At 41.3% G+C, this 26,325-nt stretch carries 25 protein-coding genes; 12 read left to right on the top strand and 13 right to left on the bottom strand.

From position 1 onward, the window contains the following. Window positions 1-1,279: 1,279 nt before the first annotated feature. From ACE1AT_RS13190 to sds, 4 genes are all read left to right on the top strand, one after another. On the top strand, window positions 1,280-3,196 hold the full coding sequence (locus ACE1AT_RS13190; protein WP_374868966.1) for an N-acetylmuramoyl-L-alanine amidase: 1,917 nt from the start codon (window positions 1,280-1,282) through the stop codon (window positions 3,194-3,196). 304 nt (window positions 3,197-3,500) lie between these two features. Next, window positions 3,501-5,393, top strand: a complete 1,893-nt coding sequence (locus ACE1AT_RS13185) for an N-acetylmuramoyl-L-alanine amidase (RefSeq protein WP_374868964.1) — start codon at window positions 3,501-3,503, stop codon at window positions 5,391-5,393. A 264-nt stretch (window positions 5,394-5,657) separates the two neighbouring features. Further along, window positions 5,658-6,518, top strand: coding sequence for a glutamate racemase (gene murI, locus ACE1AT_RS13180; RefSeq protein ID WP_374868962.1), 861 nt, complete (start codon window positions 5,658-5,660; stop codon window positions 6,516-6,518). A gap of 1,215 nt (window positions 6,519-7,733) precedes the next feature. Beyond that, entirely contained in the window at window positions 7,734-8,705 is a 972-nt protein-coding gene (gene sds, locus ACE1AT_RS13175) for a solanesyl diphosphate synthase (protein WP_374868960.1), read from the top strand. Window positions 8,706-8,887: 182 nt separating this feature from the next. Here sds and ACE1AT_RS13170 read toward each other — a convergent pair whose 3' ends face one another. Beyond that, window positions 8,888-9,367 (bottom strand): hypothetical protein, encoded by a 480-nt coding sequence (locus ACE1AT_RS13170; protein WP_374868958.1) that lies wholly within the window; start codon window positions 9,365-9,367, stop codon window positions 8,888-8,890. Between the two features lie 202 nt (window positions 9,368-9,569). On the opposite strand from ACE1AT_RS13170, the gene hetZ reads away from it, so the two are divergent. The 3 genes from hetZ (at window position 9,570) to ACE1AT_RS13155 (ending at window position 14,329) form a co-directional block, all read left to right on the top strand. Beyond that, window positions 9,570-10,757, top strand: coding sequence for a heterocyst differentiation protein HetZ (hetZ, locus tag ACE1AT_RS13165; protein ID WP_374868956.1), 1,188 nt, complete (start codon window positions 9,570-9,572; stop codon window positions 10,755-10,757). Beyond that, on the top strand, window positions 10,750-11,730 hold the full coding sequence (locus ACE1AT_RS13160) for a PatU (protein ID WP_374868954.1): 981 nt from the start codon (window positions 10,750-10,752) through the stop codon (window positions 11,728-11,730). Before hetZ ends, ACE1AT_RS13160 begins: the two co-directional genes overlap by 8 nt. 262 nt (window positions 11,731-11,992) lie before the next feature. Then, on the top strand, window positions 11,993-14,329 hold the full coding sequence (locus ACE1AT_RS13155) for a DUF3488 and DUF4129 domain-containing transglutaminase family protein (RefSeq protein ID WP_374868952.1): 2,337 nt from the start codon (window positions 11,993-11,995) through the stop codon (window positions 14,327-14,329). Window positions 14,330-14,431: 102 nt separating this feature from the next. Here the strand turns inward: ACE1AT_RS13155 and ACE1AT_RS13150 are convergent, their stop codons facing one another. The 3 genes from ACE1AT_RS13150 to ACE1AT_RS13140 all read right to left on the bottom strand — a co-directional run bounded on the left by ACE1AT_RS13150 (window position 14,432) and on the right by ACE1AT_RS13140 (window position 16,707). Further along, on the bottom strand, window positions 14,432-14,956 hold the full coding sequence (locus ACE1AT_RS13150) for a DUF29 family protein (protein WP_374868950.1): 525 nt from the start codon (window positions 14,954-14,956) through the stop codon (window positions 14,432-14,434). 90 nt (window positions 14,957-15,046) lie between these two features. Beyond that, window positions 15,047-16,219, bottom strand: coding sequence for a RuBisCO large subunit C-terminal-like domain-containing protein (locus ACE1AT_RS13145; RefSeq protein WP_374868948.1), 1,173 nt, complete (start codon window positions 16,217-16,219; stop codon window positions 15,047-15,049). Between the two features lie 113 nt (window positions 16,220-16,332). Continuing rightward, window positions 16,333-16,707, bottom strand: a complete 375-nt coding sequence (locus tag ACE1AT_RS13140) for a cytochrome c (protein WP_096678330.1) — start codon at window positions 16,705-16,707, stop codon at window positions 16,333-16,335. Window positions 16,708-16,916: 209 nt separating this feature from the next. Here ACE1AT_RS13140 and petG point away from each other — a divergent pair, with 209 nt between their 5' ends. Further along, on the top strand, window positions 16,917-17,030 hold the full coding sequence (gene petG / locus ACE1AT_RS13135) for a cytochrome b6-f complex subunit V (RefSeq protein ID WP_063746217.1): 114 nt from the start codon (window positions 16,917-16,919) through the stop codon (window positions 17,028-17,030). Between the two features lie 55 nt (window positions 17,031-17,085). Here the strand turns inward: petG and rsmD are convergent, their stop codons facing one another. Next, complete coding sequence (rsmD, locus tag ACE1AT_RS13130) at window positions 17,086-17,682, bottom strand: 16S rRNA (guanine(966)-N(2))-methyltransferase RsmD (RefSeq protein ID WP_374868945.1); 597 nt, start codon at window positions 17,680-17,682, stop codon at window positions 17,086-17,088. 222 nt (window positions 17,683-17,904) lie between these two features. Beyond that, a complete protein-coding gene (gene hisH / locus ACE1AT_RS13125) occupies window positions 17,905-18,546 on the bottom strand; it encodes an imidazole glycerol phosphate synthase subunit HisH (RefSeq protein ID WP_374868943.1) in 642 nt (213 codons plus the stop codon). A 181-nt stretch (window positions 18,547-18,727) separates the two neighbouring features. On the opposite strand from hisH, the gene ACE1AT_RS13120 reads away from it, so the two are divergent. Together ACE1AT_RS13120 and ACE1AT_RS13115 are read left to right on the top strand one after the other, a co-directional pair. Next, on the top strand, window positions 18,728-18,967 hold the full coding sequence (locus ACE1AT_RS13120) for a hypothetical protein (protein WP_374868941.1): 240 nt from the start codon (window positions 18,728-18,730) through the stop codon (window positions 18,965-18,967). A 191-nt stretch (window positions 18,968-19,158) separates the two neighbouring features. Further along, window positions 19,159-20,529, top strand: coding sequence for a DUF3370 domain-containing protein (locus ACE1AT_RS13115; RefSeq protein ID WP_374868939.1), 1,371 nt, complete (start codon window positions 19,159-19,161; stop codon window positions 20,527-20,529). A 144-nt stretch (window positions 20,530-20,673) separates the two neighbouring features. Here the strand turns inward: ACE1AT_RS13115 and ACE1AT_RS13110 are convergent, their stop codons facing one another. From ACE1AT_RS13110 to petC, 7 genes are all read right to left on the bottom strand, one after another. Then, complete coding sequence (locus tag ACE1AT_RS13110; RefSeq protein ID WP_017311339.1) at window positions 20,674-20,904, bottom strand: photosystem II protein, Psb35-related; 231 nt, start codon at window positions 20,902-20,904, stop codon at window positions 20,674-20,676. Between the two features lie 274 nt (window positions 20,905-21,178). Beyond that, on the bottom strand, window positions 21,179-22,030 hold the full coding sequence (locus ACE1AT_RS13105) for an Rpn family recombination-promoting nuclease/putative transposase (protein ID WP_374868937.1): 852 nt from the start codon (window positions 22,028-22,030) through the stop codon (window positions 21,179-21,181). Between the two features lie 136 nt (window positions 22,031-22,166). Then, window positions 22,167-22,505 (bottom strand): cupin domain-containing protein, encoded by a 339-nt coding sequence (locus ACE1AT_RS13100; RefSeq protein WP_374868935.1) that lies wholly within the window; start codon window positions 22,503-22,505, stop codon window positions 22,167-22,169. Next, the gene (locus tag ACE1AT_RS13095) at window positions 22,498-22,977 is read right to left on the bottom strand and encodes a type II toxin-antitoxin system YhaV family toxin (protein WP_374868933.1); all 480 of its coding nucleotides are present in this window, start codon (window positions 22,975-22,977) and stop codon (window positions 22,498-22,500) included. Before ACE1AT_RS13095 ends, ACE1AT_RS13100 begins: the two co-directional genes overlap by 8 nt. After that, entirely contained in the window at window positions 22,974-23,297 is a 324-nt protein-coding gene (locus tag ACE1AT_RS13090) for a hypothetical protein (RefSeq protein WP_374868931.1), read from the bottom strand. Before ACE1AT_RS13090 ends, ACE1AT_RS13095 begins: the two co-directional genes overlap by 4 nt. Before the next feature lie 103 nt (window positions 23,298-23,400). Continuing rightward, window positions 23,401-24,402, bottom strand: coding sequence for a cytochrome f (gene petA / locus ACE1AT_RS13085; protein WP_374868929.1), 1,002 nt, complete (start codon window positions 24,400-24,402; stop codon window positions 23,401-23,403). 96 nt (window positions 24,403-24,498) lie between these two features. Continuing rightward, on the bottom strand, window positions 24,499-25,038 hold the full coding sequence (gene petC / locus ACE1AT_RS13080; RefSeq protein ID WP_374868927.1) for a cytochrome b6-f complex iron-sulfur subunit: 540 nt from the start codon (window positions 25,036-25,038) through the stop codon (window positions 24,499-24,501). Window positions 25,039-25,264: 226 nt separating this feature from the next. Here petC and ACE1AT_RS13075 point away from each other — a divergent pair, with 226 nt between their 5' ends. Continuing rightward, complete coding sequence (locus ACE1AT_RS13075; RefSeq protein ID WP_374868925.1) at window positions 25,265-25,573, top strand: DUF3067 family protein; 309 nt, start codon at window positions 25,265-25,267, stop codon at window positions 25,571-25,573. Window positions 25,574-25,782: 209 nt separating this feature from the next. Further along, window positions 25,783-26,190: a GNAT family N-acetyltransferase gene (locus ACE1AT_RS13070; RefSeq protein ID WP_374868923.1), complete on the top strand. Its 408-nt coding sequence runs from the start codon at window positions 25,783-25,785 to the stop codon at window positions 26,188-26,190. Window positions 26,191-26,325: the final 135 nt, after the last annotated feature.

Below are 26,325 nucleotides of genomic sequence, written 5' to 3'. Positions count from 1 at the left end.
AAAACTAAAGGTTTGTAGGTTGGGTGTAGCGACAGCGAAACCCAACATTATAGTCTGGTTAATGTTGGGTTACACTCCGTTCCACCCAACCTACATAATGTCCTTTTTGAAAAACTCCTCTTTTCAAGATGGACGAGGTTTTAATACTCAATTTCCTTTTTCAGACATCAGACTTTATTGCAGGAGCCTGCAAGTAAACTGATTGAATAAACCTAAATCAGTGAACAGTTATCAGTGAACAGTATTAATAACTGAGAACTGATAACTGTAACTGTTGCAAATATTTAGAAGTTTTCATGAAGATAGGAAACTTCTATGCTGCACTATCCGTCATTTCTGGTTATGATTTTTAGGAGCTTTTCTTAATTACTGAATAGGCATATATTTAAGTTACATAAATTGTGAGATTATCATTTATCAATAAATCATTTGAGGCATTTGGTGTTGTACGAAGGACAAAAGCATCACTTAATAGTCTTGAGCCATCAATTTAGAAAGGCTGATTTTTGGTTGCTGGTAATGAGCAAAACAATCAACCTCTCAAATAACATAAGAAGGAATACCCAGATAGACAAGACTTTTGGCTTTTGTGTAAACGTTATCAATCGCGTCTCTACATTTGGCTACCTTATTAAGGAAGGTGGCTCAATTACCAAAAACCGAAAAATTCAAAAAATCTTTGTGCAACACAAGTGTATATAGTTGGGATTGACTGCTATTGTTAAACTTATCCCTTTATTGTGCTGATTTAATTTGGTGCTTTGTAGATGAAAATTTACTGCCATAAAGGCGCGTCAAAATTAGGTAACATGCTAAGATGTTACGCCATTATTTGCCACTTTATCTAAGTCCAAAATCATCTGAGCAGCAACATGTTTTAGCAGTAATACCAACTATGACAAATGAAATGAAATAAGTGAGCAAAATTATACATGAAATGCCAACTATTGAAACATCTGGGAAAAGTAATTTCTCCGTCTTACCAACTTATCAGACCATCTAACCAGCAGTTTGCTACTTAACTGACTTATCAAAGCTGAAGATTATTCAGTAAGTGAACTCCAAAAAATAAATTATCCAACTCCTGCACCTAATAACATTTATTCCCCCTAGTCCCCATTGTCTCCCTTGTCTCCCTTGTCCACGCCACGTGCTACAACGCTCTTAACCCGCAAGGGCGCAGTGGCTCCCCTTGTCCCCCTTACCCCCTGCAATTGGATAATTTCTTATTTGGTAATCCCTAATTGTCTCTCATAAATGCAACTCAGGAGAAAGCACTGTGAAACTACACTGGTTGATACCTAGTACCGTCTTAAGTATCTCCTCTGTTTTATTGTTGTCGCCTGCTGATGCAGCGAATCTAGAATCTTGGCGCTTTGATAGTGATCACAATCGGTTAGAAATCAACACTGATAGTGCTGTACAACCCACAGCCCAACTTGTTTTCAATCCCACACGATTAGTAATTGATTTACCTGGGATTAAATTTGGACGTCCACAGCTTGTTCAGTCGGTAGGTGGAGCGATTCGTACTGTCCGCATTGGTCAATTTGACCCCCAAACCACAAGAGTGGTGATCGAACTGACTCCTGGTTATACCCTCGACCCCCAGAAGGTGAAATTTGAGGGTATTAGCGCCAATCGTTGGCGGGTACAATTACCCAAGCCAAAACGGGAGGAAATTGCTACCTCGCCGAACAGAAATATTTACAGTGTGGTCAAAACAGAACCTCGTACCTCATCCAATAATAGGGAGACGGTAGCTAAAACCACAGCAGGTGCGACTCAAATTGAAAGTTTACGCGTCACAGGAGATGGCTTTTTTGTTCGTACCAGTGGTGCAAATCCAGAGGTGAAGGTAAAACGTAGTCGCGATCGCACTAATATTTACATGGATATCTTTGGCGCTACTATCTCACCGAATCTGGAACAGCGCAATTTACCAATTAATCGCTACGGTGTCAGCAATATCCAACTCTTGGAACTAGAAACCACGCCACCCACAGTCCGCTTGACAATGCGGGTGAATAGAAATAGCCCCGATTGGCGAGCAACTGTGAGTGGCGCCAACGGTGTGGTAATTTTACCCAATGCAATCATTAGTAAACTGCCCAGGGGTAATAATACTAGTATTTCTTTTGGCAATCAACAAAAACCACCACTATCCCTTAACTTTGAGTCTCGTAATTCTGAGTCTCGTAATTCTGATAATGATAATGATAATGAGCCAGCTACAATTGAATCTGTAGAATTGGCTGGTAATAACACCCAACTAATCATTAAAGCCGATCAGTCTTTATCTGGTAATGCTGGCTGGGATAGATCCTCTTCACTTTTCCGCATCACTATTCCCAATGCTCGCTTGGGTTCTAGGGTAAAAGGGCCAGAATTAAATGCTACTAGCCCAATTTTACGAGTACGCCTACAACAGCAAGACCCTCGTACTGTTGTAATCTTAGTTCAGCCCGCAGCCGGAGTACAAATTGGCGAACTCAACAAACCAAGTCGCCGACTTTTAGCTCTAGATTTACGACGCTCATCAACTCGACTTACACCAAGCGTTGCTTTACCTCCTTTACCACGACCAAACCCCCAACCTTTATCAGAAATTCCAATTACAAATCTACCCCAACCCACGCCGTCACGTCGCGTCAAGGGAAGAGTGGTAGTGCTTATAGACCCAGGACATGGTGGTAAAGATTCCGGAGCAGTTGGTATTGGTGGAGCAAGAGAAAAGGATATTATTCTACCTATTAGCAAAAAAATAGCAGAGGTTTTGCAACAAAATGGCGTGCAAGTTGTATTAACGCGGAGTTCTGACTACTTTGTCACTCTTCCAGGTAGAGTAAAAATGGCTGAAAATGTTGATGCGGATGTATTTGTCAGTATTCACGCTAATTCAGCAGGTGCAGGTCGTCCGGATGTCAGCGGCTTGGAGACGTATTATTACGATACTGGTTTAAGTTTGGCACGAATTGTCCACAGGAGCATTTTGCAAAGTGTAAACGTCAGAGACAGAGGAGTACGAAAGGCTAGATTTTATGTTCTGCGGAAAAGTTCTATGCCCTCAATTTTAGTAGAAACAGGTTATATGACTGGTCGCCAAGATATGGCTAAGTTAAGAAGTGCATCTTACCGCAATCAGATGGCAGAGGCGATCGCCCGTGGTATTCTCCAGTATCTTCAGCGCAAGTAACTCATCAAAATATTCTTTAATGATGACTTTTATGATTACCGTATTTATGCTGAAGCTACAACATTTTTTCAGCAATTAAACTATGGTATTTGCCAGTTTTACTTACACAATCAATGTATAAATTGCTAGAATTTGACGCCATTAGCTGTAACTTTATAAAGTAAAGTATCTTTGTCTATAAAGTACAAATCAATACATTTAATGTATAAGCTAATACTTGGGCGATAACGGTGTGAGGATTTGAGGATTAGTTAATACTTGACAAATTACGTCTCCCATAAATAGCCAATCAGGAGAAAAAATTGTGAAACTACACCACTGGTTGATACCTACTACTTTTTTAAGTATCTGCCTGTTATCGTCGCCTGTAAAAGCAGCGAACTTACAATCTTGGCGTTTTGATGCCAATCAAAATCGATTAGAAATTAATACTGATGGTGCTGTACAGCCCACTGCCCAACTAGTCTTTAATCCTACACGGTTGGTGATTGATTTACCCGGTGTCAAATTTGGGCGTCCACAGCTTGTCCAGTCAGTTGGTGGTGCAATTCGTGCCGTCCGTATCGGTCAGCTTGACCCCCAAACGACACGGGTAGTAGTCGAACTGAATCCAGGTTATACTCTTGACCCCCAACAGGTAAAGTTTGAAGGGGTTACGGCTAGTCGCTGGCAGGTACAATTACCACAGCCTCAACGACAGGAAGTTGCTACGACTCCCAGAAATATCTATAGTGTGGTGACACCTAATATTTCTAATACTCCTAATACTTCCAATACTCTTAATACTTCTAATACTTCTAATACTTATATCAATAAAAAAACCCTTATCAGTGCAAATACTGGCACAACTCAAATAGAAAGCTGGAGAGTAACAGGAGATGGATTTTTTGTTCGCACTAGTGGTAGTCGCCCCCAAGTGCAAGTAAATCGTAGCCCAGACAAAAGCACTATTGATATTGATGTTGCTGGCGCCACTTTATCACCAAATTTATTACAGCGAAATGCAAGTGTAAATAGATACGGTGTTAACAGCATCCAATTCACTCAACTGGAAACAACACCACCCACAGTCCGCATAACAATGCTGGTGAATCAAAGCAGTACTGATTGGCGAGCCAGCAGTAGTGCTATTGGTGGTCTAGTACTATTACCTAATGGTGGGGTATCTAAATTACCTTCTGATAGTTTAGCTAACAATTCTAGTTCTTCCGCCATTCCCAGCACTGATGTGGCAACAATTCAAGCTGTGGAACTAAGTGCGACTGGTAGACAGTTAATTATTAAAAGCGATCGCAATTTAACTGCTAGTGGTGGTTGGGATAGATCCTCCGGATTGTTCCGCATCACCATTCCCAATGCAAAGCTGTCTACACCTGTCAAGGGGCCGGTAATGGATGCAAATAGTCCTATTCTTCGGGTGCGCTTGCAACAGCAAGATCCTAATACTGTTGTGGTTTACGTCCAGCCGGCTTCAGGCGTGCAAATTGGGCCAGTTAATCAAATTGGTGATCGATTTGTCTTTGTAGAGCTACAACGAAATCGTACTTCTGTTGTCTTACCTCCCCTACCACAAGCAAATCCACAACCATTACCAGTACCCAGTGCTAAAAATCCTGATACTGTTGTACAATCACCTGCGTCACGTCCCACTCCCAGAGGAAAAGTAATAGTAGTCATAGACCCTGGACATGGTGGTAAAGATTCTGGTGCGCCTGGACTAGGTGGATTATTAGAAAAAGATGTTGTTCTACCGATTGGTAAAAGAATAGCGGCTATTTTAGAGCAAAATGGCATTCAAACAGTGCTAACGCGGGATGCGGACTTCTTTGTAGAGTTACAGGGAAGAGTAGATATCGCAGAGCGTGCTAATGCTACCCTGTTTGTCAGTGTTCATGCTAATTCCGTCGATAAGCGTCCAGATGTGAATGGACTGGAAGTTTATTATTATGACAGCGGCTACAATTTTGCAGAAGTCGTCCGCAAAACCATCCTGCAAAATATTTCTACCCTGAATGACAGAGGAACGCGCAAAGCCAGATTTTATGTCCTTAGAAAAAGTTCTATGCCTTCAATTCTAGTGGAAACTGGTTATATGACTGGTCGGGAAGACAACCCCAGACTAGGAAACCGTGAATATCAAAATCGTATGGCAGAAGCTATAGCTAATGGTATACTTAGATACTTAAAATCAAAATAGAAATGTAGTAAAAATGGCTAAATAGTTAGTAGTTAAGTAAGTCGGCACAAATGTAGAGACGCGCCTTAGCGAAGCCATGCGCGACAGCGCTATCTCGGTTTATCAAACTACTTGTCAAGCTAGGACTGGTTTCAGATGTTTTCTCATAAAACTCCTGTTTTCAAGATGGATGAGGTTTAAAATCCAAAATTGTTTGAACACTAACCATTAGCCCCCATAAATCCTGTATCTTTAATATCGCAATATTGATATCAAAATCTGCCTGTGATTTCATCTTTTCAGTTTCAAGGCAACTTATACGACTTCTCCCAAGAACCCCAACGCGCGCCTATTGGTATCTTTGATAGTGGTGTGGGTGGACTGACGGTACTGCGACAACTCTATCGCCAACTGCCAAATGAATCAATCATTTATTTTGGCGATACCGCTCGACTTCCGTATGGGATTCGCTCCCAATCAGAAATTCTCCAGTTTGTCCGAGAAATACTCACCTGGATGCAGCAGCAACAGGTGAAAATGGTGATTATGGCCTGCAATACCAGTTCTGCCCTAGCGCTAGAGATGGTACGCGAGGAATTTCCTATGCCGATTCTGGGGCTGATTCTACCAGGGGCAAGGGCTGCGGTACAACAAGGGAAACGCATAGGTGTAATTGCTACTCCTGCAACAGCTAAGAGCAATGCCTATAAGCGTGCTATTATCGAAATAAATCCCGATGTCCAGGTTTGGCAGGTTGGCTGCCCGGAGTTTGTGCCGTTAATTGAGCAAAATCGCATCAACGACCCCTACACAGTTGAAGTGGCACGTTCTTATTTGGAGCCTTTAGTGCAGCAGCAAATAGATAGTCTTGTTTATGGCTGTACCCATTATCCTCACCTAGCACCAGTATTGCGATCGCTCCTTTCAACTTCTGTGCAGTTTATTGATCCAGCTGTGCATGTAGTTGCTGCTTGTGCCAAAGAGTTAGACCTACTAGGCCTGAAAAATACTCATCCAGCTTTGCCAACCCGCTTCGTTGTCAGTGGTTGTCCACAACAATTTGCAGAATCCTCTACGCCGTGGTTAGGTTTTACTCCCATGGCTGAGGTTGTATGTTTCTCTGAAAGCGCGGTATCTAGTAATTAGTCATTAGTTGTTGGTCAATAGTCATTTGTCATTTGTCCATAGTCAAAAGTATTTTGCTAGTGGCTCTTGACTCTTGACTATTGACCCTTGACTAACGTACACTACTGACTTCAGTAACATTTGATGTTACGGATACTTCTTGTGTATGATTTCCCTTCTTACTTGAAGAAACATCATTAGAGATTGCTTTATTTCCTGTTCGCTTTGCCAGGGCTAATAACAGGTAAATGGTGAACAAGTATCCAGAAGCTAGTATAAAGATCATCATAGGCATCTTCCCGTAAATCATTTTTCTACCAGTGCCTTTGCCAAAGAAATATAGGTTGAGTAAAATTAGCAGGAATTAAGCCACACAAATTCTTGATGGCTTTGATATCACATACGAAATTAGCGGGAGAACTTTCGTCCTTCCGGGCTAATTGATGGGTTTTGTACGATTTTCTTGCAGACCACGCCTAATACAGCAGCTAAATAATCTAATAGAAAATCAGCTGCTGCTTCAGCAGTCTACCCAGTCTGCTATGTTAACGCTTACCTTTTAATTGCTAGGAGCGACGCCGACACACAAACAGCGTCGAGGATGTGTAAACACTCCGTTTCCTCTAAAGGAAATCCACAGCTCCCAACGTGGAGGTTAGCACACCACAGGATACAACACAAAAATCACATTTTTGGCTTGACCTGCGATTATTCATGTATGGTCACGGCAGCTAAGTAAAATTACCTAGAGGCTATTTACGCTTCTGCGGTGAACATCTGGAAAAATTTAAAATCCCTAGATTTTAGCGTAACACAATAGCCCTAATTTTTCAGGCGAGTTTTGTGCTAAACCAAAATTTTTCTAAACTAGACTAAAAGAGGTTTCAGAAAATTTTCTTTGTCTAAGAAATAATCTTTGTGTAATAGTTTATCTGTAAAAATCCAGATGTGCTTTGTGGTTGTTGCCACGTTTACTCAGAGGTTATATCGAAAAAAGATTAATTTTTGATGAAACTATCGGGTATTTGCGACATCTACTCGAATTAGACGCAAAATATTTTGTATTAATTATATCAAGAAAATGTTGATTTTGCTGAAAATAGTACAAGTATATTTTATTTGATTGCCCACAAAATAAGGAACTTTGTGAGGAAAAGTTTGCGCTAATTCTGGGTTATCTTAAAATGAGTATAGGATATGTAAACTTTCGTAACCTAAGCCAAAGTCCGCCAATCCATGACCCCAGCTACCTCCCTATTTTCCCCTGTGGAAGCAGACCTGCAAATACTGGCAGATAACCTCAAACAACTAGTTGGGAATCGTCATCCCATCCTCTATGCAGCAGCCGAACACCTATTCGGAGCTGGGGGAAAACGTATCAGACCAGCGATTGTTCTACTGGTATCGCGGGCCACGATGGTTGATCAAGATATTACACCACGTCACCGTCGTCTAGCGGAAATCACGGAATTGATTCATACAGCAAGTTTGGTACACGACGATGTGATAGACGAATCGGAAATGCGACGTGGGGTATCCACCGTCCATAGTTTGTTAGGTAACAAAGTTGCCGTATTAGCAGGTGATTTTTTCTTTGCCCAAGCTTCCTGGTATTTAGCCAATCTGGACAATTTGGAGGTCGTAAAACTGCTGTCAGAGGTGATTATGGATTACGCCGTCGGGGAGACACAGCAGGCATTAAACCACTTTGATACAAGTATTTCGATAGAGACTTACCTGAAAAAAAGTTATTACAAAAGTGCTTCAATCATTGCCAACAGCTCCAAAGCCGCAGGCGTAATCAGTGAAGTATCCAAAGAAACTGCCGAATGTTTGTATGAGTATGGTAGCAATCTCGGTCTAGCTTTTCAGATTGTCGATGATATTTTAGACTTCACCAGTTCGATAGATACTTTGGGTAAGCCAGCTGGCTCTGATCTTAAAAGTGGTAATTTGACTGCACCAGTGTTATTTGCCTTGGAAGAAAAACCTTACCTGGAAGTACTGATTGAACGAGAGTTTGCTCAAGAAGGCGATTTAGAGCAAGCATTAGCACTGATTTATGATAGCCAAGGTATCCAACGAGCAAGGGATTTAGCCGCTCACCATGCTAAGTTGGCAGCAACACAACTGGGTGTGCTTCTGCCCTCAGAATCACGTCAGGCGTTGATCCAAATAGCTGATTACGTGTTAAGTCGGCTTTATTAGGGATCGGGGATTGGGGAAAGTGGGGTCCCCTCTGGGGATAAGGGGCAACGGGGATTGGGAAGAGACTTGTTAAATAATTCTCCCGTGTCCTCCTTGTCCACGCCACGTGCTACAACGCTCTTAACCCGCAAGGGCGCAGTGGCTCCCCTTGTCCCCCTTCCCAATCCCCGCTCCCCAATTCCTCAAGCAATATCTGTTGGTACTTCGCCCTTGAAAGGGGGGCGATTTTTTTGTAGTTGTTGTTGGACTAAATGCTGCAAATCGCTTCGCCTGACTTCAATTCCATTTATATTGCTCTCAGCCGTGTCAAAAAATACTATACTATCTACGGGTTCTAGCGCCAGTAGCTGAAACAATATATGGGTGACAGGTATGGGGGCAGCTATTACTTGAGGGTCAAGCCCAGCACTATAAGATGTGGGAATATCCTGTAAGGTAGGAAAAGCATAAATTACCTGCTTTTCTTCTTGTGGATTTCCACGGTTGCTTAATGTAGTTAAGACCCATTGCTGATCCAGGTTCTGAAGAATGTGGTATTGGGGATGGCGTAACTTCTGAGCGATCGCACTCAGGGCGGGGGCAATTGCTGCGACCAGTTTGGGTGTTATACCATCTTGGGGTGCATTGTCAATTAGCGATTGAATTTGTGCTTTTAAGTCCATAATTACCTGTAAACGGCTTATCGGTATTGGCTATAACTTCAAGGGCTGTGCAAACAATCAAACAAAAATTGGGAATCATAAAATCAGCCGCATCCTCAAGGCAAAACTGCCTTGCGTTTAGCTTATACGTAAAACCCCTCCAATACCCGCAGTCATACAGGTTGTCAACAAGTTTGTTAGGGTCATTTTAGACACGAAACTTATGAAATTAGCCGCAACCACAACTATTCAGGGAGAATTTTCTATCGGCGTGGAGGCGATATTTCCATTCCTTTTCCAAGAACTTCAGCAGTCAACTAAAGCTTGCGACCAGAATTGCCGTGACGTAGCAATGCGAATTGCTGCCGAGGTCTACCGGATATGCAGCGAAAGTAAACGTATCCAAGCATCCGGTTCCGTAGAAAATTCGGCAATGACCCTAGCCAAGCATCGCCTGCAACAGTGCTTAAGATATTACCAATTGGGTTCAAATCGCGGCAGGGTGGAATTACACAGTACCTTGAGTGCGATCATCTACCGCTACATCAATCCGCCACAAAGGCAATTGAGTTATCAAGGGCGACTAACTGTCATTGAAGATTTTCTGCAAAGTTTTTACTTGGAGGCTTTAAACGCTTTCCGACGGGAAAATCAATTAGAAACCACTTACCGACCGCGCACACTGCTGGAATTAGCAGAGTACATGGCATTTACCGAACGCTACGGCAAACGACGGATTCCCTTACCAGGACGTCAGCAACAGTTGATTATCCTACGGGCGCAAACTTTCTCGCAGCAACAGCCTCCAGAAACTTGTGTAGATATAGAACAAGCGGCAGAAGGGAGTGGTGAAGCCGATGGTTCTTGGGAAGACCCAGCAGTACAACAACTGCGAAGTGCAATGGCTACACAAACCGAACCAGAACCCCAAGAAGATACTTTGCGATCGGTTGTGGTTACGGAATTAATGAATTATTTAGAAGAACGCCAACAAACTGATTGTGCTGATTACTTTGCTCTGCGTCTGCAAGACTTATCCGCACAAGAAATTGAGTCAATTTTGGGCTTAACCCCTCGTCAGAGGGATTACTTACAGCAACGTTTCAAGTATCATTTAATTCGGTTCGCTTTGTTGCATCGTTGGGAGTTGGTTCACGAGTGGTTAGAAGCTGATTTGCGAACCAACTTGGGCTTAACTCCTCAACAATGGCAAGCTTATACTGAAAAGCTTGACGAAAAGCAGCGTTCTTTATTAGAACTGAAGCAACAGGGACAAACTGATGAAAAAATAGCTAAAACTTTGGGTTTATCCATGGCACAACTTCAGAAGCGCTGGTTTCAAATTCTTGAACAAGCTTGGGAGATTCGTAACTCCTTAGTGTCCGGATCAAGTGCTTCTACTCATGAATAGTGACTCAGAAACCTTACAAAAACATTTACTCTCTCGGTTATTGACATATCCTGTCGGTTCCAGAGAGTATAAGCAAGTTATATGTAAGGACACCAACGGGGCAGAAAACCCTCTGCCAGCAACCACCGAATTTACCAGTGGAGAACAAGAGGGATGGAAGCCCCATATATATTTATTGGGAGAAATTCCAACTGTGCAAGAACGTTTCCAAGCCGTACTTAAACGTCGGTTAAAAGTCGAAGTTGAAGATCACCCTCCGCTATTTCCTTGGGAAACACAGATACTGGATTATCCAGAGTATATAGGCGAACCAGTAACCCAACTGGTTCCTTCCTGGGGTTGGGTGGCACACCAGTCTAAACTGAACTTACCGACGCTTCTGCCGGAGACCATTTTCCGGCAATTGCTTGATAGATGTCAAGCACTTATTACATCTTCTCTGCCGTTAGGAGCAAAATTAGTCCAAGCAGTGGAGAGCTTTTTCCCTGACGAATCTCAAGTATTGAACGACTTAGCAGGGACAATCCAGCTAAGAGCCAACCTCCGATATGGAGATACCCTAAATCCGATGCCTAATCTGGATAGTGATTATTCAGATTTGCAACCACAGCAACAGATGCTGGTGTCGTTGCTGGCGGCTCAACAAGTGTTAGAAAGTTTGACTTTGCCAATTTCAATTACAAACCCAGTCTTAGAAAGGCAATGGCTGACGAGTGTAGGTGTTCTCAATCTAAAAGTAGAATATCAATCTCATGGCCCAGTGCCGAAATTAGTGATTCGAGGAGATTTACCCTCGAAAGGGGTAGTCAAACTTCAAGGTAATGGTTCCCAAGCAAAAGCAGAGTCTTCAAGTCCTGGATGCTTGAGTGTTGAATTATGCTGTACTCAGCTAAATGAGGCTTATACCTTAATGGTTGATTTGAAAGAAATAGAACAGCAGCCTTTGTTGTTTGTGATTATTCCCACAAAATAACTAAATATTTGGCGATCGCTAGCACTGAAACTTGATAAAAGCCTTTTGTTATGAAATGAATATCATCCTGGTTTTGAAAACGTTCGCATTTTTGAAAAAGCGGTTATTAGGGCGTCTACAGGCAGCTACAGTGAGGAGAGTTGGAATACGAGAGAGGTTATAGTTGACCTCGCTCGTTTTGCGTCAGTAGCGTCTACTATTATCGCTTTACTTAATATACTCGTCTGCTGCTTTTTAACTCTAAATGTTTAACTTTTCCAGGATGAATTGGCTTTGGCGTCTACCTTTAGGTGATGACTGGCGGCAAAAAATGCTCCAGTCGCCTGTAACAGCAGAAGTAGAAGATTCAATTACCTTGCGGGTGCTGGTGCTAGCGTTGGTAATTGTGGGTGTTGTGGCAACGGATATTGCGGCTGAAACTTGGTCTAGTTTTTGGGCAGTACCGTTATCGATTTTGGGTTCAATTTGGAGTTATTACCGTCGCTGCGATCGCAATATCCCAGTTAAATTTTGTATTGCCATAGGAATGTTAGTAGCACTAGGTGCTTTCTTAGGGCGAGTGGTGGGAGAGTTGAATGATACACGACTAGCTTTAGCAGAATTATTAATCCAACTTCAGGTGCTGCATTGCTTTGATGTCCCCCGTCGCAAAGACTTGGGTTACTCAATTCTGATTGGATTGATTTTGCTGGGTGTAGGAGCAACGCTGAGTCAAACTCTAGCGTTTGCACCAGTATTACTTTTGTTTTTAGCGATCGCCCTGCCTACTTTAGTAGTAGATTATCGTTCCCGACTTGGCTTGGAGCAATTAAATATTCAGAATAGACAATCTTTGAGGAATTCCTCTATACAGGGGAATTCCTCTGTTTTTGATTTAAAATTTTTAATTTTTAATTTCGTGATGATTGTCGGGTTAGGGCTGATCATCTTTGCCTTTTTACCCCGCCTACCTGGTTATCAGTTGCGGATGTTTCCGGTGAGTTCGCCAATTGAGACCAGAGGCGAATTTACAGGGCGTAATATTATTAATCCTGGCTATGTCCGCCAAGGTAATACTAACAATCAAGGTAATGGTAACGCTGGTACTGACAACAGCCAAACTGGTCAACCGGGGAAAGTAGATAATAGCTTTTATTATGGTTTTAATAGCCAGATTAACCAAAACTTGCGCGGAGAAATGACACCCAAAGTAGTGATGCGGGTGCGATCGCAAGCCGAAGGTTTATGGCGAGTGCTAGCCTTTGATCGCTACACAGGTAAAGGCTGGGAGGTTTCCCGCAATGACGAGGTAAAACGCTTGCAGCGATCGCCTTGGTCTTACCAAATTTTTCTTGATCCACCAGTCAATGCGGCTCAAACGAAAGAAATTATCCAGACTTACACAATAGTATCCGATTTGCCAAACCTGATTCCAGCGATGGCATTTCCCAAAGAGATTTATTTCCCGACACCGATGCTGGCTGTGGATCAAGAAGACGGGTTGCGATCGCCTGTGGAATTATCAGAAGGTATGACCTACACAGTCATCTCAGAAGTTCCCTATCGCGATCGGACTTTGTTAGGCAAAACTTCCAGCCAATATCCACAGAGTATTAAAGACTACTACTTACAAATCCCACCGGAAACTGCCACAAAAGTACGTAAAATTACCGAAAAAATCCTCGCCAACTACAACCGTCAACGTGTAGGTAAGTCAAATAAATCACTAGATTCTAACTACGAAAAAGCTCTTTACTTAGCGCAGTATCTTAAACAAAACTATCAAATTCCTGAAAATCCCCTCGATTTACCTTATTTGAATGAAAACGAAGACCTAGTAGAAGCTTTTTTATTCAAACATCAAGGCGGCTATCCAGACCATTTCTCTACAGTCTTAACGGTAATGCTACGTTCCATTGGGATTCCGGCGCGGCTGGTAGCAGGATTTGCACCAGGAGAATTTAATCCCTTTACAGGAATGTATATTGTCCGCAACACTGATGCTTATGCAATGACAGAGGTGTATTTTCCCAAATATGGCTGGTTTGCTTTTGATCCCATTCCTAAACACCCTCTGATTCCTCCTTCAGTAGAAGATGATCAGACTTTTAACACTTTGCGCCAATTTTGGAATTGGGTTGCAGGTTGGCTACCCTCTCCTGTCACAGGTTTGCTGAATTATGTGTTTGGGGCTATATTTGCCTGGGTAAGTAAATCTTTTTCTTGGTTTGTCTCATTATTTTTCCAAGGATGGCTGGGTATTTTAACTGGCTTAATCTTTGCGACAGCAGCAGCTTTCTTAAGTTGGTTAGGCTGGGATAGATGGCGAGAGTGGCGCTATGACTCGGCTTTGAAGAAATTACCACCAATGGAACGTCTGTATCAGCAAATGTTGCGCTGGACAAGTCAACAAGGTTTAGTTAAACATCCATCCCAAACGCCGCTAGAGTATGCAAAAATCTTATACCAGCATCATGCAACGGCAACGGCTGAGGTAATAGACGAAATCTCTCAAGCTTATGTTAGCTGGCGTTACGGTGGTCATGCTCCTGATATACACAGACTGCAACAAAGATGGCAAGAAATGAAGAGGAATGTCAAACAACCATCTCAAACTTAAAATTACTATTATAAGTTCGTAGTCAGGACTTTAGTCCTCTAAATTATTTTAGATTTAAGCACTAAATTGCTTACTACAAACCTCTCAGAATAAATATGATTTTTATTCACTTTTCCTATTTATCCAATCTTCCCCACTAGTTAATTGAGCGAGATAATCATCCATAATCGCTGGTAATTCTTTTGCCGAATAGGTATATGTCAAAGCTATAAACTTAGTTGCTGTAGTTAAAATCTGCTTTCTATCTAGAATAGCTGAGAGTTGAGAGCGAGTATATTTTCCATTCAAAACTTCTAGACTTGCATCAGCTATAGCATCTTCAATTACTTCTTCTTCTATGAACGTTTCCCATTCATCTTGATTAATATAGTAAGATTTTTTATTATCTTTGATATTCACTGCTTTAATTTCACGTATGGCATTGCGAATAGAAGCAGCCCAAGAATTTGTTAATCGCTGCTCTAATTGATTTTTAATCAAATGAATTAATAGAATCCTTAAAAATGATTTAATCTGACGCAGATTTGCCTGTTTACTCATGCCTTCTAATTCATCAACAATCACCAAAGCATCTGCGTATCTTCCTTCCAGGATACTATTTTTTAGGTCTATTAATTCTTGCGTCATATACACTTACCAACAAGCTTTAATGGTATATAGTTTAAATTTAACGCTTGGGATCGGTAATAAGTAGCGATCGCTATCTAAAAATTCAGACTAAAGGTGAAAACCCCACTTTTCCACAGCCCGACGCAGTGAACCCAGTGGTAAACTTTCTGGTGCAAAAGATTGACCTTGTGCAACACGTTCTAACGCCTCAAAAAACGCCTGCACACCCGCAGCCGCACCGTCAGGATGATCCATAATGCCAGTACCAGCGTTGAGAATTACATCTTGACCATAATCTGCTAAGGCTTTGGGAACAATACCTGGATGAATACCAGCAGAGGGAACAGGGAAGACTCCACGACTACGCAAGATATCTCTAATTTGGGCTTCCTCTGCTGGATCAAAAGGTAAACTGCCGTAGTGGGCTGGATAGAGAACAGCGTCAGCACCAGCATAAGCCATGAGAGTTCCCAATACTACCGAGTATGTCATACCATAATCGGGAGCGGCGCACATTGCCCCCGCGAATGCTGGATGGGCGAAGATGGGGACGTTGATTTCAGGATCACTAGCTAGAGTAGATAATACGGAAAAGCCATAGGTAAGGACATTTAACAAGAGTGCATTCGCGCCTTCTTGTACCAAAAGACGTGCTTTCTCTATTAATTTATCTGCCGTACCTGTAACGTTGGTTGCATACAATACTGTGCGTCCAGTTTTTTGCTTGACTTCTTCTATAACTTGGCGACAAGCTTTGAGGCGTTCTAGGGTGGGGGCAATATCTAAATCCCCCAAAATTTCATCATCTTTGATAATATCTAGACCAGCATGGGCTACCTCTGCCAAAATTGCAGCGTGGTCTGAGGCGCAAAGCCCCAAGGCTGGTTTAAATATAGCCATAATTAAGGGGCGATCAAATACTCCCAACCGTTTACGGATACCTGTAATCCCAACTTTCGGAGACTGACCATAAGTTTCTGGGAGACGCACCGCAATAACTTTCGCCGCACCAGCCATTGAATATTTACCAAAGATCATCGTCAACAAGCTAGATATATCGTTTTCCACATTAACTTCTGGAAAACGGATAGTAGCGATACTGTGACCTGTTTGGGTTTCGGCTTGGACTGAGACTACTTCTGCGAGGTGCGATCGCAAAGCTGCTTCTCTATGAGCAAAACGCGCATCCCAAGTTCCGACTGTTTGTCCAACGGCGATTACTTTGGCTTGTTTGTGAGGGTCTACACCGGCAGGAAAGCAGTAGTCTACTTCAATTGTCATTTGTTAATTGTTAATTGTAAAATTATTGGAATCTAGTTCGTAGTAAGGACTTTAGTCCTCAAATAAGGACTAAAGTCCTTACTACAAACCTTTAATTATTTACGCCGTTCTACTTAAAGTGTTTCCAAGTAACTAAGCAGGTCTGCCATTTCTTTAGTACTAGGCTGGAATTTTGGCATAGGAGGAGTTTCACCACTGATGACTTGATGAATTAGACCATAGGGGGATTTGTGTTTAGAGACTCCTTGTAGACTAGGGCCGACTCGACCGTCTGCTTCCAAACCATGACAACCGGCACAGTTGATTTGAAAGATGGCATGTCCCTGTACTGGATCACCTGTCAGGGATAGAACTGTCTTGACATAGGGATCGGAAGCTCTGACTATGCGAACAGCAAAAATCCCCAAGAGAAGCGCTAGCAAAATCGCCAGAGCCATCAAGGCGATTCGCTGAATGATATTTTTAGGTTGGGTAATTTGGTTATCCAAATTTTTTGCTGTCAAAGTTTAGGTGTACAAAAAATTTTCATTTCATACACATAGCTTAAAATTTCTTTGATTGTATTTGCAAGCACAACATCTATTTTTCTATATTCTTTTGTTGCCTAAAACCATGTTCAGACATGGGATTGATGCCAAATTTGGTAAGATTGGGAACAGGAAATAAATCTTTAACAACTGCAACAAGGAGATATCAAGTGGTTGAACCCCTGCTAGACGGTATTGTTCTGGGTCTAATCTTCGTAACTCTAAGTGGACTGTTCTACGCTGCTTATAAGCAATACAAACGCCCCAACGAGTTGGGAGGTTAATTTTTATTAAGGAGACGTGGGGAATGGGAGACGTGGTGACGCGGAGAGTATTTTTCTAAATTCCCCATGTCCCCGTGTCCTCCTGATTCTCCATGTCCTCCTTGTCTCCCTTTTCCTGTGTTGTGTAAAAAGTAACAGCCGTGTTACCATAAATTTTTTGACGGTAAATTTCTAAACCGGGAATTATTGGTGCTGTATTTTGGGGACTGTGTTCGACTGCTATTTCCCCATCAGAATCTAATAATTGGTAAGATGCGATCGCCTCTAGTACTGGCTGGTAAACTTGACTAGCATAAGGCGGATCGAAATAAATTCTATTAAACTGTTGTCCAGCTAGTTTTGGTAACCACTGCACTACATCACCGCGCAGCACTTTCCACTCTTGTTGATCTTTCGCTACTTGTTGCCAGTTTTGTTGGATAATTGCACAGGCACGGCTGGATTGTTCGATCGCGATCGCACTTGTTGCACCTCTACACAATGCTTCTGCACCCATCGAACCTGTACCAGCACACAAATCTAGCCAGCGACATCCTTCAATCGTTCCCTGCCAAATATTAAATATAGCTTCTCTGACCCGCGCGCTTGTGGGTCTGGTATCTTTACCTGGTAATGTTTTTAACGGACGACTTCCGTAAATTCTCAGAGCCATGAGTTAGGGGTCAATATTAACGCAGACTTCAGTACAAACTCACTTTCGCTCTAACTGTATGATCACAAAAAGTGGTTCAGGTAAAATATTAACTAATTCCTGTTCCATTAAATAACAATCCACCACATTTATGGCAAAATTTTTCCATCATTCTGATCAGGAATGGTGGAGAGGATAAAACAGGTGAAGTGATGGGATATATTTACAAAAATTAACTTGATTTTAAGCAGCAATTTCTTCGCGATCGCGGACTTGAGCAACAAAATTAGACAGAATTTGCAATCCGATATTAGAAGATTTTTCTGGGTGAAACTGGACTGCCATTAAGTTTTCATAGGCAATAGCAGCAGTGATAGTTTGACTACCATGAGTGACATTAGCAGCACGGACTTGAGGTTCGGCGGGGTCAACATAATAAGAATGGACAAAATATACCCAGGGTTGAGGCGCTAAATATTCCCATAAAAGACATTTTGGTTGAGTCAATTCGAGTTGATTCCAACCCATGTGGGGAATAGTAATTCCTGCTTCTGGACGGAAGCGTCGCACTTTTCCTTTAATAATTCCTAGTCCTGGTTCACAGCCTTCTTCACTGGACTCAAACAAAATTTGTAGTCCCAAACAAATACCTAAAAAGGGTTTGCCAGATGCGATCGCTGCCTTGATGGGTGCTTCTAAATTCCGCGATCTTAAATGTTGTACTGCCGGGTCAAATGCACCCACTCCCGGTAATACTATCGCATCTGCTCTTTCTAATTCCTTTGCTGAATCTGTAACTTTCGGAGTTGCCCCAGCTTTTTCTAAACCTTTGCAGACTGAGTGCAAATTCCCCATGTCATAGTCCACGACTGCTATAACCGCCATTAACTTGCTCCCTGTCAATTTATTATGGAGGGTAATTCTATTTTAAATAATATTCGTAATGACGAGAAGGTTGCTATTAATTTATTTTGCAACTTGGCTACCTGATCAACAATTAAATTCTGATCATGATTGATTGATTTGACTAGCTAAACTTGATTCGATATCTCATGATTTAACTTGGGTGCGATTGTTGCCTGTGGATGTGCAACTAGCCAAGACTCAAGTACTGGAAAAAATCGCAGAACTATGGCCAGATGGGATTATCTGCTGTGGCATGACCCAAAAGCAGACGCAATTAAGTGTGGAATCCAACACTGGTTTTGGTCAAACTGTGTTGTCAACAACGGTGAATTTAAAGCAATTGGTAGTCAAGACAGGGAATTTTGAGATTAGCCATGACTGCGACAAATTTGTCTGTTGAAGGTCTAAATTATTCAGTACTAGATGACCTGCGATAGTCCCAATGAAAAATTCCTTGCATATTTATCCACGTTTCTATTTTGACTACAGAAAATTTGCCATCAATACTTGCTGATTTTTTATTAATTATTCACAGTGTGGCACTTTGATAAAATCTTTTGCGTCTGTTTGTAGAAAAATTCATCTAGGTATATGTTACCAATCTTACTCATTATTCCTCTCGCTCAAACAACTCCTCTGCCACCATCACTACCTGAAGAAATAGTACAAACTCAACAAGTACGTCCTTTACCAGGAAAACTGGATAAAATACCAACCTTTAATAGCAATAGTCCAGAAAAGGTAATGACAGAAGGAATTCTTTTGTCTACATTTCCTAATAAAGGGAAAAAAGTACCAGCCGCACATCTCAACTATCCTTTTAAGGGAAGATTTGATATTTTTGCCCATCATGTCGCTGAAGCACCTACCCCAAATGACTTGCGATCGCTTTATCTAGGGATAATCCTACATAACCCAGGTAAACAAGCAGTAAAGATTAATGTGTTTCAAGGCGCAACTTATTTAAGTCAACCAGATGCACCTTTTGTAGAATTACCATCTTTAACTCGAAATCTTTTAGGAAATGTTTTTGCTGGCCCGGGCGATCGCGTGATGAATGATGTCTTACGTGGACGTCGCCAAGATATTTTCCCTCCCCAAATTGTCATTCCACCAGGGGAAAGTCAGATGCTGTTGAATGCACCAATTCCAGTCAAAGGACTCACTCCACCTTTAAATGGTCGATCTGCTTTGATTCGTCTGCATAGTAGTGGAACTGTCTACGCAGCTAGTTTGGCGATGTTTGCAAAAACTAATCCTGATGGTAGCGATCGCCCACCTAATTTAGAAGAATGGGAAAATTTACTCAATAACGGTAACTTATCCGGGCCGCGAGATAAAACCCCTACTCCTTTAGAAAAAACCGACAAACCTACAGTTTATGGACGTGTCGCTGGCGTAGCAAACGGTTCTTTTTGGCGGGCTTTTATTACAGATGGTGCTAAATCCAAATATCTGACGATTCCTCAACCGGGTCAAGCTTATTCTTATGCATTAAGTACTGTCCCTGGTGGAACTTTAGGAACCGAGCAAATTCAAAGTGCGCCCATGTTAGTCCGCTATCCTGACACAGCTTATCTAGCTCATGGAAATTACGGTATACAATACAACCTGAAGTTTCCACTACATAACAACACCCAGACACAGCAAAAAGTAACTATATCTATGCAGACACCCCTAAAAGAAGACCAGTTAGTCAAACCAGGGTTACGCTTTTTGAGTACACCAGCCCAACAAGTATTTTTCCGTGGGACAGTCCGCTTAGGCTACAAAGATGATCAAGGTCAGCAGCAAACACAGTTTGTGCATTTGGTACAAAAGCGCGGTCAGTCTGGAGAACCCTTAGTAGTATTAAATATGAAACCGGGCGACAAAAGATTAGTACAAGTAGATTTCCTCTATCCACCAGACGCAACACCACCCCAGGTATTAACGGTTCAAACTTTAAAAACTAGCCCTTAGTCAACTTAACCCGTTGAAACGGGTTTAAACTATTAGGGCTTTATTGGGCTTTTGAAAAACAAAATCCCCAGTTGAATAACTGGGGATATCTAAATACTCTCAAATCAACCAAATTTATGTTGAAGAAACCCAAATGTCTGCACTTTAGTTGGGTAATGTATTGCTGACGTAAGCATCCATCCCATAAGCAGGGGTGCGATCGCTATAGTCTATATCTTTACCAGTGATAGATTTAGCCAATTTTTCAAAAGATTCAGAGCGCCAGTTACGTTCGTGGATAGGCTTTCTTTGTTCTCCCAAGAAATAAGCCATAGAACCCAGTAAGGAAGCTGCTACCCAACCAACAACGAATAATCCAATCAAAATACTAATCATATGTTTTTAGCTCTTTATTTAACTTTTATGTCTTTATGTAAATAAATGTAACCGAATCTCAACAAATAGGTCATGGTGTGGATACCGAAAAAAAGATCGGGTATTCCACACTTCAGCCTTGTGTAAAGTTGTTCCAAAAATTGTGTCAGTCTGACATTGAGCCAGCACAAGAGATCCGCCATCATCTTCAGGAAGTAATGCAAAAAGGTAAGATGTAGGCTGGGTGGTACAAGGCGATCGCTTCTTATATTTATAGAGGAAAAAGGAGCGATCGCTATTTGCTTTGATTACCTGATGCTTGTTGAACTTGCTCTACAGTTAAATCTAGAGCCTGGGCTATTTGTTCTACACTTAACCCCAAAGCCAACAAGCGGGGTATAACTTCCAGCTTGCCTTGCTGCTTACCTTCTGCTAAACCTTCTGCTAAACCTTCTGCCAAACCTTCTGCTAAACCTTCCTGTCTGGCTTCTTGTGCTATTGATTGATACATCCTTGTCTTTTTGAATTCGTCATCTATGCCCAACATCGCTGCTAATTCCTCTCGACTTAACTGGGTAAATTTGTACAACAGGATGGTCTCTATTAATTCTACAATTTGCTTTTGGATAGCTTCATCCGTTAGTTCATGTCTGGCTTGTAAAATTAATTCTCTACCACGCTCAACGGCTGTCTCTTCCCTTTCTATAATTAGCTTGACAATTGCAATTTGAAGAGAGTTTTCTGCTGCTGTACCCAACTCATCTAAATAAATAGACTGGACCTGCAAACTATCAAGCAGCGATCGATACGCTTGTTGATCTTCAGGCTCTACACTCCGTTTAGGATAGATCACAACCGCACGCCAAAAATTCACAGATGCATTTTGCTTGAGGTAGAGAAATATTTCTGCGAAGAAGCGCCTGTAAAAAGTAGCATCTAGTTGAAACTGAACTTCGACAAAGTAAACTGGCTGTGTGGCAGTTTCAATTACCGGGACAAACACACCATCAATCCGAAAAGCTGTTTCCTTAAGTTCGATAGAGACAAATTCATAAGCATCGACATTGGCTGTTGTATTGCCAATGATGGCAAAAAATATACTGGGGAAAGCTTGAAATAAACTATAGAAGATTTTGTCAGTTTGCACTGGGGTCTGAGTTAATGTGTTTGTAGTCTATGGCGATCGTATATCATTATGTGAGATTAGAAATAAAGCCTTAAAACAAAAAATTTAAAATTTATTTAGAAATAAAACTAATAATGAGCAAGTAACTTGATTTTGTCTATTTATATACAGTGCGATCGCCATGACTAGGAGGTTGGGAAATCACCAAAAACTCCAAATCTTGCTGTGATTCGTTAAATATTTGATGGGGAACACCAGGCGGAACTTCCACACCTTCATGTTGGTGCAAAACTTGTCGCTTTCCAGCTATTTCTATAGTTGCTTCACCGGATAAAATAAAGAAAAACTGTCGTGCTTTCTGATGATAGTGCTTAACTTCCGCAGTTCCTAGAAGCATAAGTTCTTGAATCACACTTAAATCGGTTTGCTTAACTAAATGCCAACCATGACAGTTATTGCCCCATATATAATGTTCGGCAGTATCTTTATTAATCATTGGCTGTATTTTCTTTTTCTTCTTGAGAATCTTCTTTTTGACACTCAGCTAGCAACTCATCAATACTTTCAGGGAATTCTCCATTCGTTACTTTTTTAGAGAAAACTTGATAACAATCTTTCTTATCCCCTTCCTTACGTGGAAATTTTAACCAAAGAATAATAATAATTTTTGGTTCTTTAAATGCTCTAAAGAACAATCTATATCTTTTAGGTAGTCCCATCTTTTTGAGACAACCATATTTTTGTAAAGGTTTTTGTAAAACAAAGTAGGAAGCAAAAGGATCTTGAGGTATTTTTTGTTTAATACCAACATTTAATGCTTTTAATAACTTGGCATCTGGATGTTTAATAAATTCTTCTTTAGTTAACTTAGTTTTTAAAATACGAACTCGATTTGACAATTCTACCCATTGTTCATTAAACAATGGGTAAAAAAAGATTATCCATCCATGACCAGTGAATGAATTCATGAATCTAACTCTACGTCTGCTAATAAATCATCAATTTCATCACTCATTTCTTGTGTATAAGGGATAAGCTTTGAGGGATTTTTGATTGCATCTTTCATTAGAAAGTCGAGAAATAAGCTCAACATTAATGATTCAGTTTCATCTGTATTCTCTGTCTCTTCCGTATCCAATCTTACTAAGAATGTATTGTCAGATAATACTTCTATATAACCAGAAGCATTAACTAAATGAGGGTAGTCTTTGGAAAAGGCGCGGGGTAGACGAAATCCGTCTTGAGTACCTATCTTGGCATGAGCTATGGGATAAATTTTATCAGCCATGTAAGTAAGTTTTATTCATTATAATAAATATTATAACATAGCATTTCAATATAAAAAAAGACAGGCATCTTGCCTGTCCTCACTTGATAATTCCAATCAAAATTTAGAAATTCATTTCAGCCGCTTGGACTTTCTCAACTTGTTTCTTCTTCAGAACCAACATAACTTGAGCAAGCATTACCAAGCAGACAAATGCAATCATCCATTTCACTCTGTTGGGATCTTGCAGTACGATTTCTGTATCGTCTTGACCAAAACCGCCGACGTTGGGATTATTCGTTAAAGCGTCTCCACTCTTGAGAGTTTGTCCTTCAGAGACAATCAACTCAGGGCCAGCAGGAATTGTATCGACAACAGTTTCGCCAGAGTCAGTTTGGATGCTGACTTGATATTTAGCGCTACCATACTCATCTTCTTCTTTGGCAATTTTGGTAATTGTGCCAGCAGCAGAAGCTGTGTAAACAGTATTGTTGCTCTTTTCGCCTGTTGGGTAAACTTGTCCGCGTCCCCGGTTAGCACCTAAGTGAACTGCATATTTGCCGAAGTGAATGTTCTTGTCGCTGGTGGGGTCAGGGGAAAGAACTGGGAAGACTATTTCTTGGTACTGTTCGCCAGGGATGGGGCCGACAAGAAGCACGTTGTCCTGACCATCTTTATAAGGCTGGAAGTAAACATCGCCTACTTCTTCTTTTAATTCTTCAGGAATGCGATCCTCAGGAGCAATCTTGAAGCCTTCTGGTAGCATCAACACAGCGCCGACGTTCAAACCAACTTTGGAACCGTCTGCGCCTACTTGCTGAACGCTCGTGTCGTAAGGAATTTTTACTACCGCTTTAAATACTGTGTCAGGTAGAACTGATTGGGGAATTTCTACTTCCGCAGGCTTTTGCGCTAGGTGACAGTTAGCACAAACAATCCTTCCCGTCGGTTCGCGGGGTGTTTCTGGATAGGTTTGCTGCGCCCAAAATGGATAGGCGGCGGCTGATTGGGGAAGGACTAGATCGCTGCTGAAGAAGAATGTCACGCAGGCGATCGCAACGAGCAATGTTTTGGTAATTACTCTAGCACTACGAGTTAGTCTCGCGCTTTTCAAGGCTTTTCTCATCTCTTAAGGACTAGTTTCTCTGAATAAATATGTCATTGGTTATTGGTCATTGGTCATTAGATAATGACAAATGACTTTGGACAATTCACAAGACTTTTAGCTCCACCAAGGTTCTTCGCCTGTACGGAAGTCAGTTTCTGTCCAAGGGGTGAGGACGATTTTATCCTCTTGTGTAGAAGCGTGAGACAAAGCCAAAGAAAGTGGTGCAGGTCCGCGAACTACTTTACCGGTTGCATCATATTGAGAACCGTGACAAGGACACTTGAACTTGTTTTCAGCAGCGTTCCAAGGTACAACACAACCCAAGTGGGTGCAAACAGCATTAATTCCGTAATCGGCGATCGCCTCTTTGTTTTCTACCACAATATAGGTGGGGTCGCCTTTGAGTCCCTGAACCAGAACGCGATCGCCCGCATTATGGCTTTCTAAAAAATTGCTGATACTGACATCGTTACCCAATTCATCTTTGGCTGTTGTACCACCGCCAGCACCACCACTAGCAGGTGGGATGAAATACTTGACAACGGGAAACAATACCCCTGCGGCAACTCCTGTTACAGTTCCGAAAGTCAGAAGATTCATGAACTGACGGCGCCCCATATCGGGTACGTCCATTGATTCGGAAAATTGAGCCATAATCTACGCGTTCTAGGTGTATTTTGTAAACAAATTTGACTTGAGTTCTAATTATCCAGGAACTCATGTCTATTTTTTGATGCCCATGCCCACAAAGACGCCAGTTTTCTTGTCAAGATATTTCTAGCATCTTGTTTTGTAGCATTACATTTCTTTATATTCTTATCATACTTGAGTAACTGAACTTAACATCATAACTAAATGTAAAATATAATTGAGAATAACCATGACAGGACAACAATTACGTCAACTGCTGCTAGAAAAGTGGGGGCGCTCTTATGATGTTCAACTGCGCCGCACTCAAGGTAAAATATTTTTGCAAGTAATGTGGAAATATTTAGAACAAGCTTCATTTCCCCTCAGTGAGGCTGAGTACCAAGAACATTTGGAAAGTATTGCTAGCTATTTAAATTACTTAGGTGGGACAGCACAGGTACAAGAATTTATTCAAGAAACACGAGAACGTCCACGACTCGGTAAAGCTGTTAGTATCCCTCTAGATTTGGGTGAAAGGTCAACAGAATGGTTAATCTAAGATTTTATGATTATAAAAATTAAAAACAGTAACTTCTACTAAGAATTATTTGTTTGTCTTTGTTTATTTGTAATGTTTTACACTTTTATTGTTTAAGCAAAAATTAATGATTAATCATTTATGACTGATGAAAATGAGCAGTTAAAAATTGATTGCTAACTAGTAACAAAAATAATGCGAATTTAATTTGATTCGTGTCAAATTTAATCATGAAAAAAGAAAATTTATCTTTACCAACTGGTTGTATTCTCCGCCAAGCAACTCCAGCTGATATCTGGTCAATTCGGTGGTTGGTGCTATCAGCAAAACTTGACCCGACACAATTAATTTGGCAACAATTTTGGGTAATTGAATGTGAACAAAAAATAGTGGCTTGTGGACAACTACGTAATTTTTCTGGCGCTCAAGAACTTGGTAGTTTAGTAGTTAAGCAAAACTGGCGCGATCGCAACTTGGGGAGTATTTTGACTCAGCATTTAATCCACAGTGCGACTCAACCGCTATATTTGGAGTGTTTAGGTCAGCGCCTAGCAAATTTTTATCATAAATTTGGTTTTGTTCCGATCGCTTTTGAAGATTTACCGCGATCGCTGCAACGCAAGTTTAAATTATCGTAACCGTTCAGGGGGTAGAAGAGAGATAGCCAAAAATGAAGCTCAAAATCTGATAAATTAAGTGGAATGGAACACAAGTGCGCCAATCAGCTAGAGCAGATATCCCAGGAAGATTGGGGAAGAACTCCAAACAGCGTC

It is taken from the genome of Pelatocladus sp. BLCC-F211, assembly GCF_041928655.1.
Classification (GTDB): Bacteria; Cyanobacteriota; Cyanobacteriia; order Cyanobacteriales; family Nostocaceae; genus Pelatocladus.
This window is presented reverse-complemented; position numbering and strand designations above follow the sequence as displayed.

Bases quoted from the DNA above. Each gene is read 5' to 3' on its own strand.
- ACE1AT_RS13145 (WP_374868948.1), bottom strand. From the start codon at position 16,219: ATGACAATTGAAGTAGACTACTGCTTTCCTGCCGGTGTAGACCCTCAC.
- sds (WP_374868960.1), top strand. From the start codon at position 7,734: ATGACCCCAGCTACCTCCCTATTTTCCCCTGTGGAAGCAGACCTGCAA.
- ACE1AT_RS13150 (WP_374868950.1), bottom strand. From the start codon at position 14,956: ATGACGCAAGAATTAATAGACCTAAAAAATAGTATCCTGGAAGGAAGA.
- ACE1AT_RS13090 (WP_374868931.1), bottom strand. From the start codon at position 23,297: ATGGCTGATAAAATTTATCCCATAGCTCATGCCAAGATAGGTACTCAA.
- ACE1AT_RS13100 (WP_374868935.1), bottom strand. From the start codon at position 22,505: ATGATTAATAAAGATACTGCCGAACATTATATATGGGGCAATAACTGT.
- ACE1AT_RS13160 (WP_374868954.1), top strand. From the start codon at position 10,750: ATGAATAGTGACTCAGAAACCTTACAAAAACATTTACTCTCTCGGTTA.
- ACE1AT_RS13075 (WP_374868925.1), top strand. From the start codon at position 25,265: ATGACAGGACAACAATTACGTCAACTGCTGCTAGAAAAGTGGGGGCGC.
- petC (WP_374868927.1), bottom strand. From the start codon at position 25,038: ATGGCTCAATTTTCCGAATCAATGGACGTACCCGATATGGGGCGCCGT.
- ACE1AT_RS13095 (WP_374868933.1), bottom strand. From the start codon at position 22,977: ATGAATTCATTCACTGGTCATGGATGGATAATCTTTTTTTACCCATTG.
- ACE1AT_RS13110 (WP_017311339.1), bottom strand. From the start codon at position 20,904: ATGATTAGTATTTTGATTGGATTATTCGTTGTTGGTTGGGTAGCAGCT.
- hisH (WP_374868943.1), bottom strand. From the start codon at position 18,546: ATGGCGGTTATAGCAGTCGTGGACTATGACATGGGGAATTTGCACTCA.
- hetZ (WP_374868956.1), top strand. From the start codon at position 9,570: ATGAAATTAGCCGCAACCACAACTATTCAGGGAGAATTTTCTATCGGC.
- ACE1AT_RS13155 (WP_374868952.1), top strand. From the start codon at position 11,993: ATGAATTGGCTTTGGCGTCTACCTTTAGGTGATGACTGGCGGCAAAAA.
- ACE1AT_RS13170 (WP_374868958.1), bottom strand. From the start codon at position 9,367: ATGGACTTAAAAGCACAAATTCAATCGCTAATTGACAATGCACCCCAA.
- ACE1AT_RS13070 (WP_374868923.1), top strand. From the start codon at position 25,783: ATGAAAAAAGAAAATTTATCTTTACCAACTGGTTGTATTCTCCGCCAA.
- petA (WP_374868929.1), bottom strand. From the start codon at position 24,402: ATGAGAAAAGCCTTGAAAAGCGCGAGACTAACTCGTAGTGCTAGAGTA.
- ACE1AT_RS13115 (WP_374868939.1), top strand. From the start codon at position 19,159: ATGTTACCAATCTTACTCATTATTCCTCTCGCTCAAACAACTCCTCTG.
- rsmD (WP_374868945.1), bottom strand. From the start codon at position 17,682: ATGGCTCTGAGAATTTACGGAAGTCGTCCGTTAAAAACATTACCAGGT.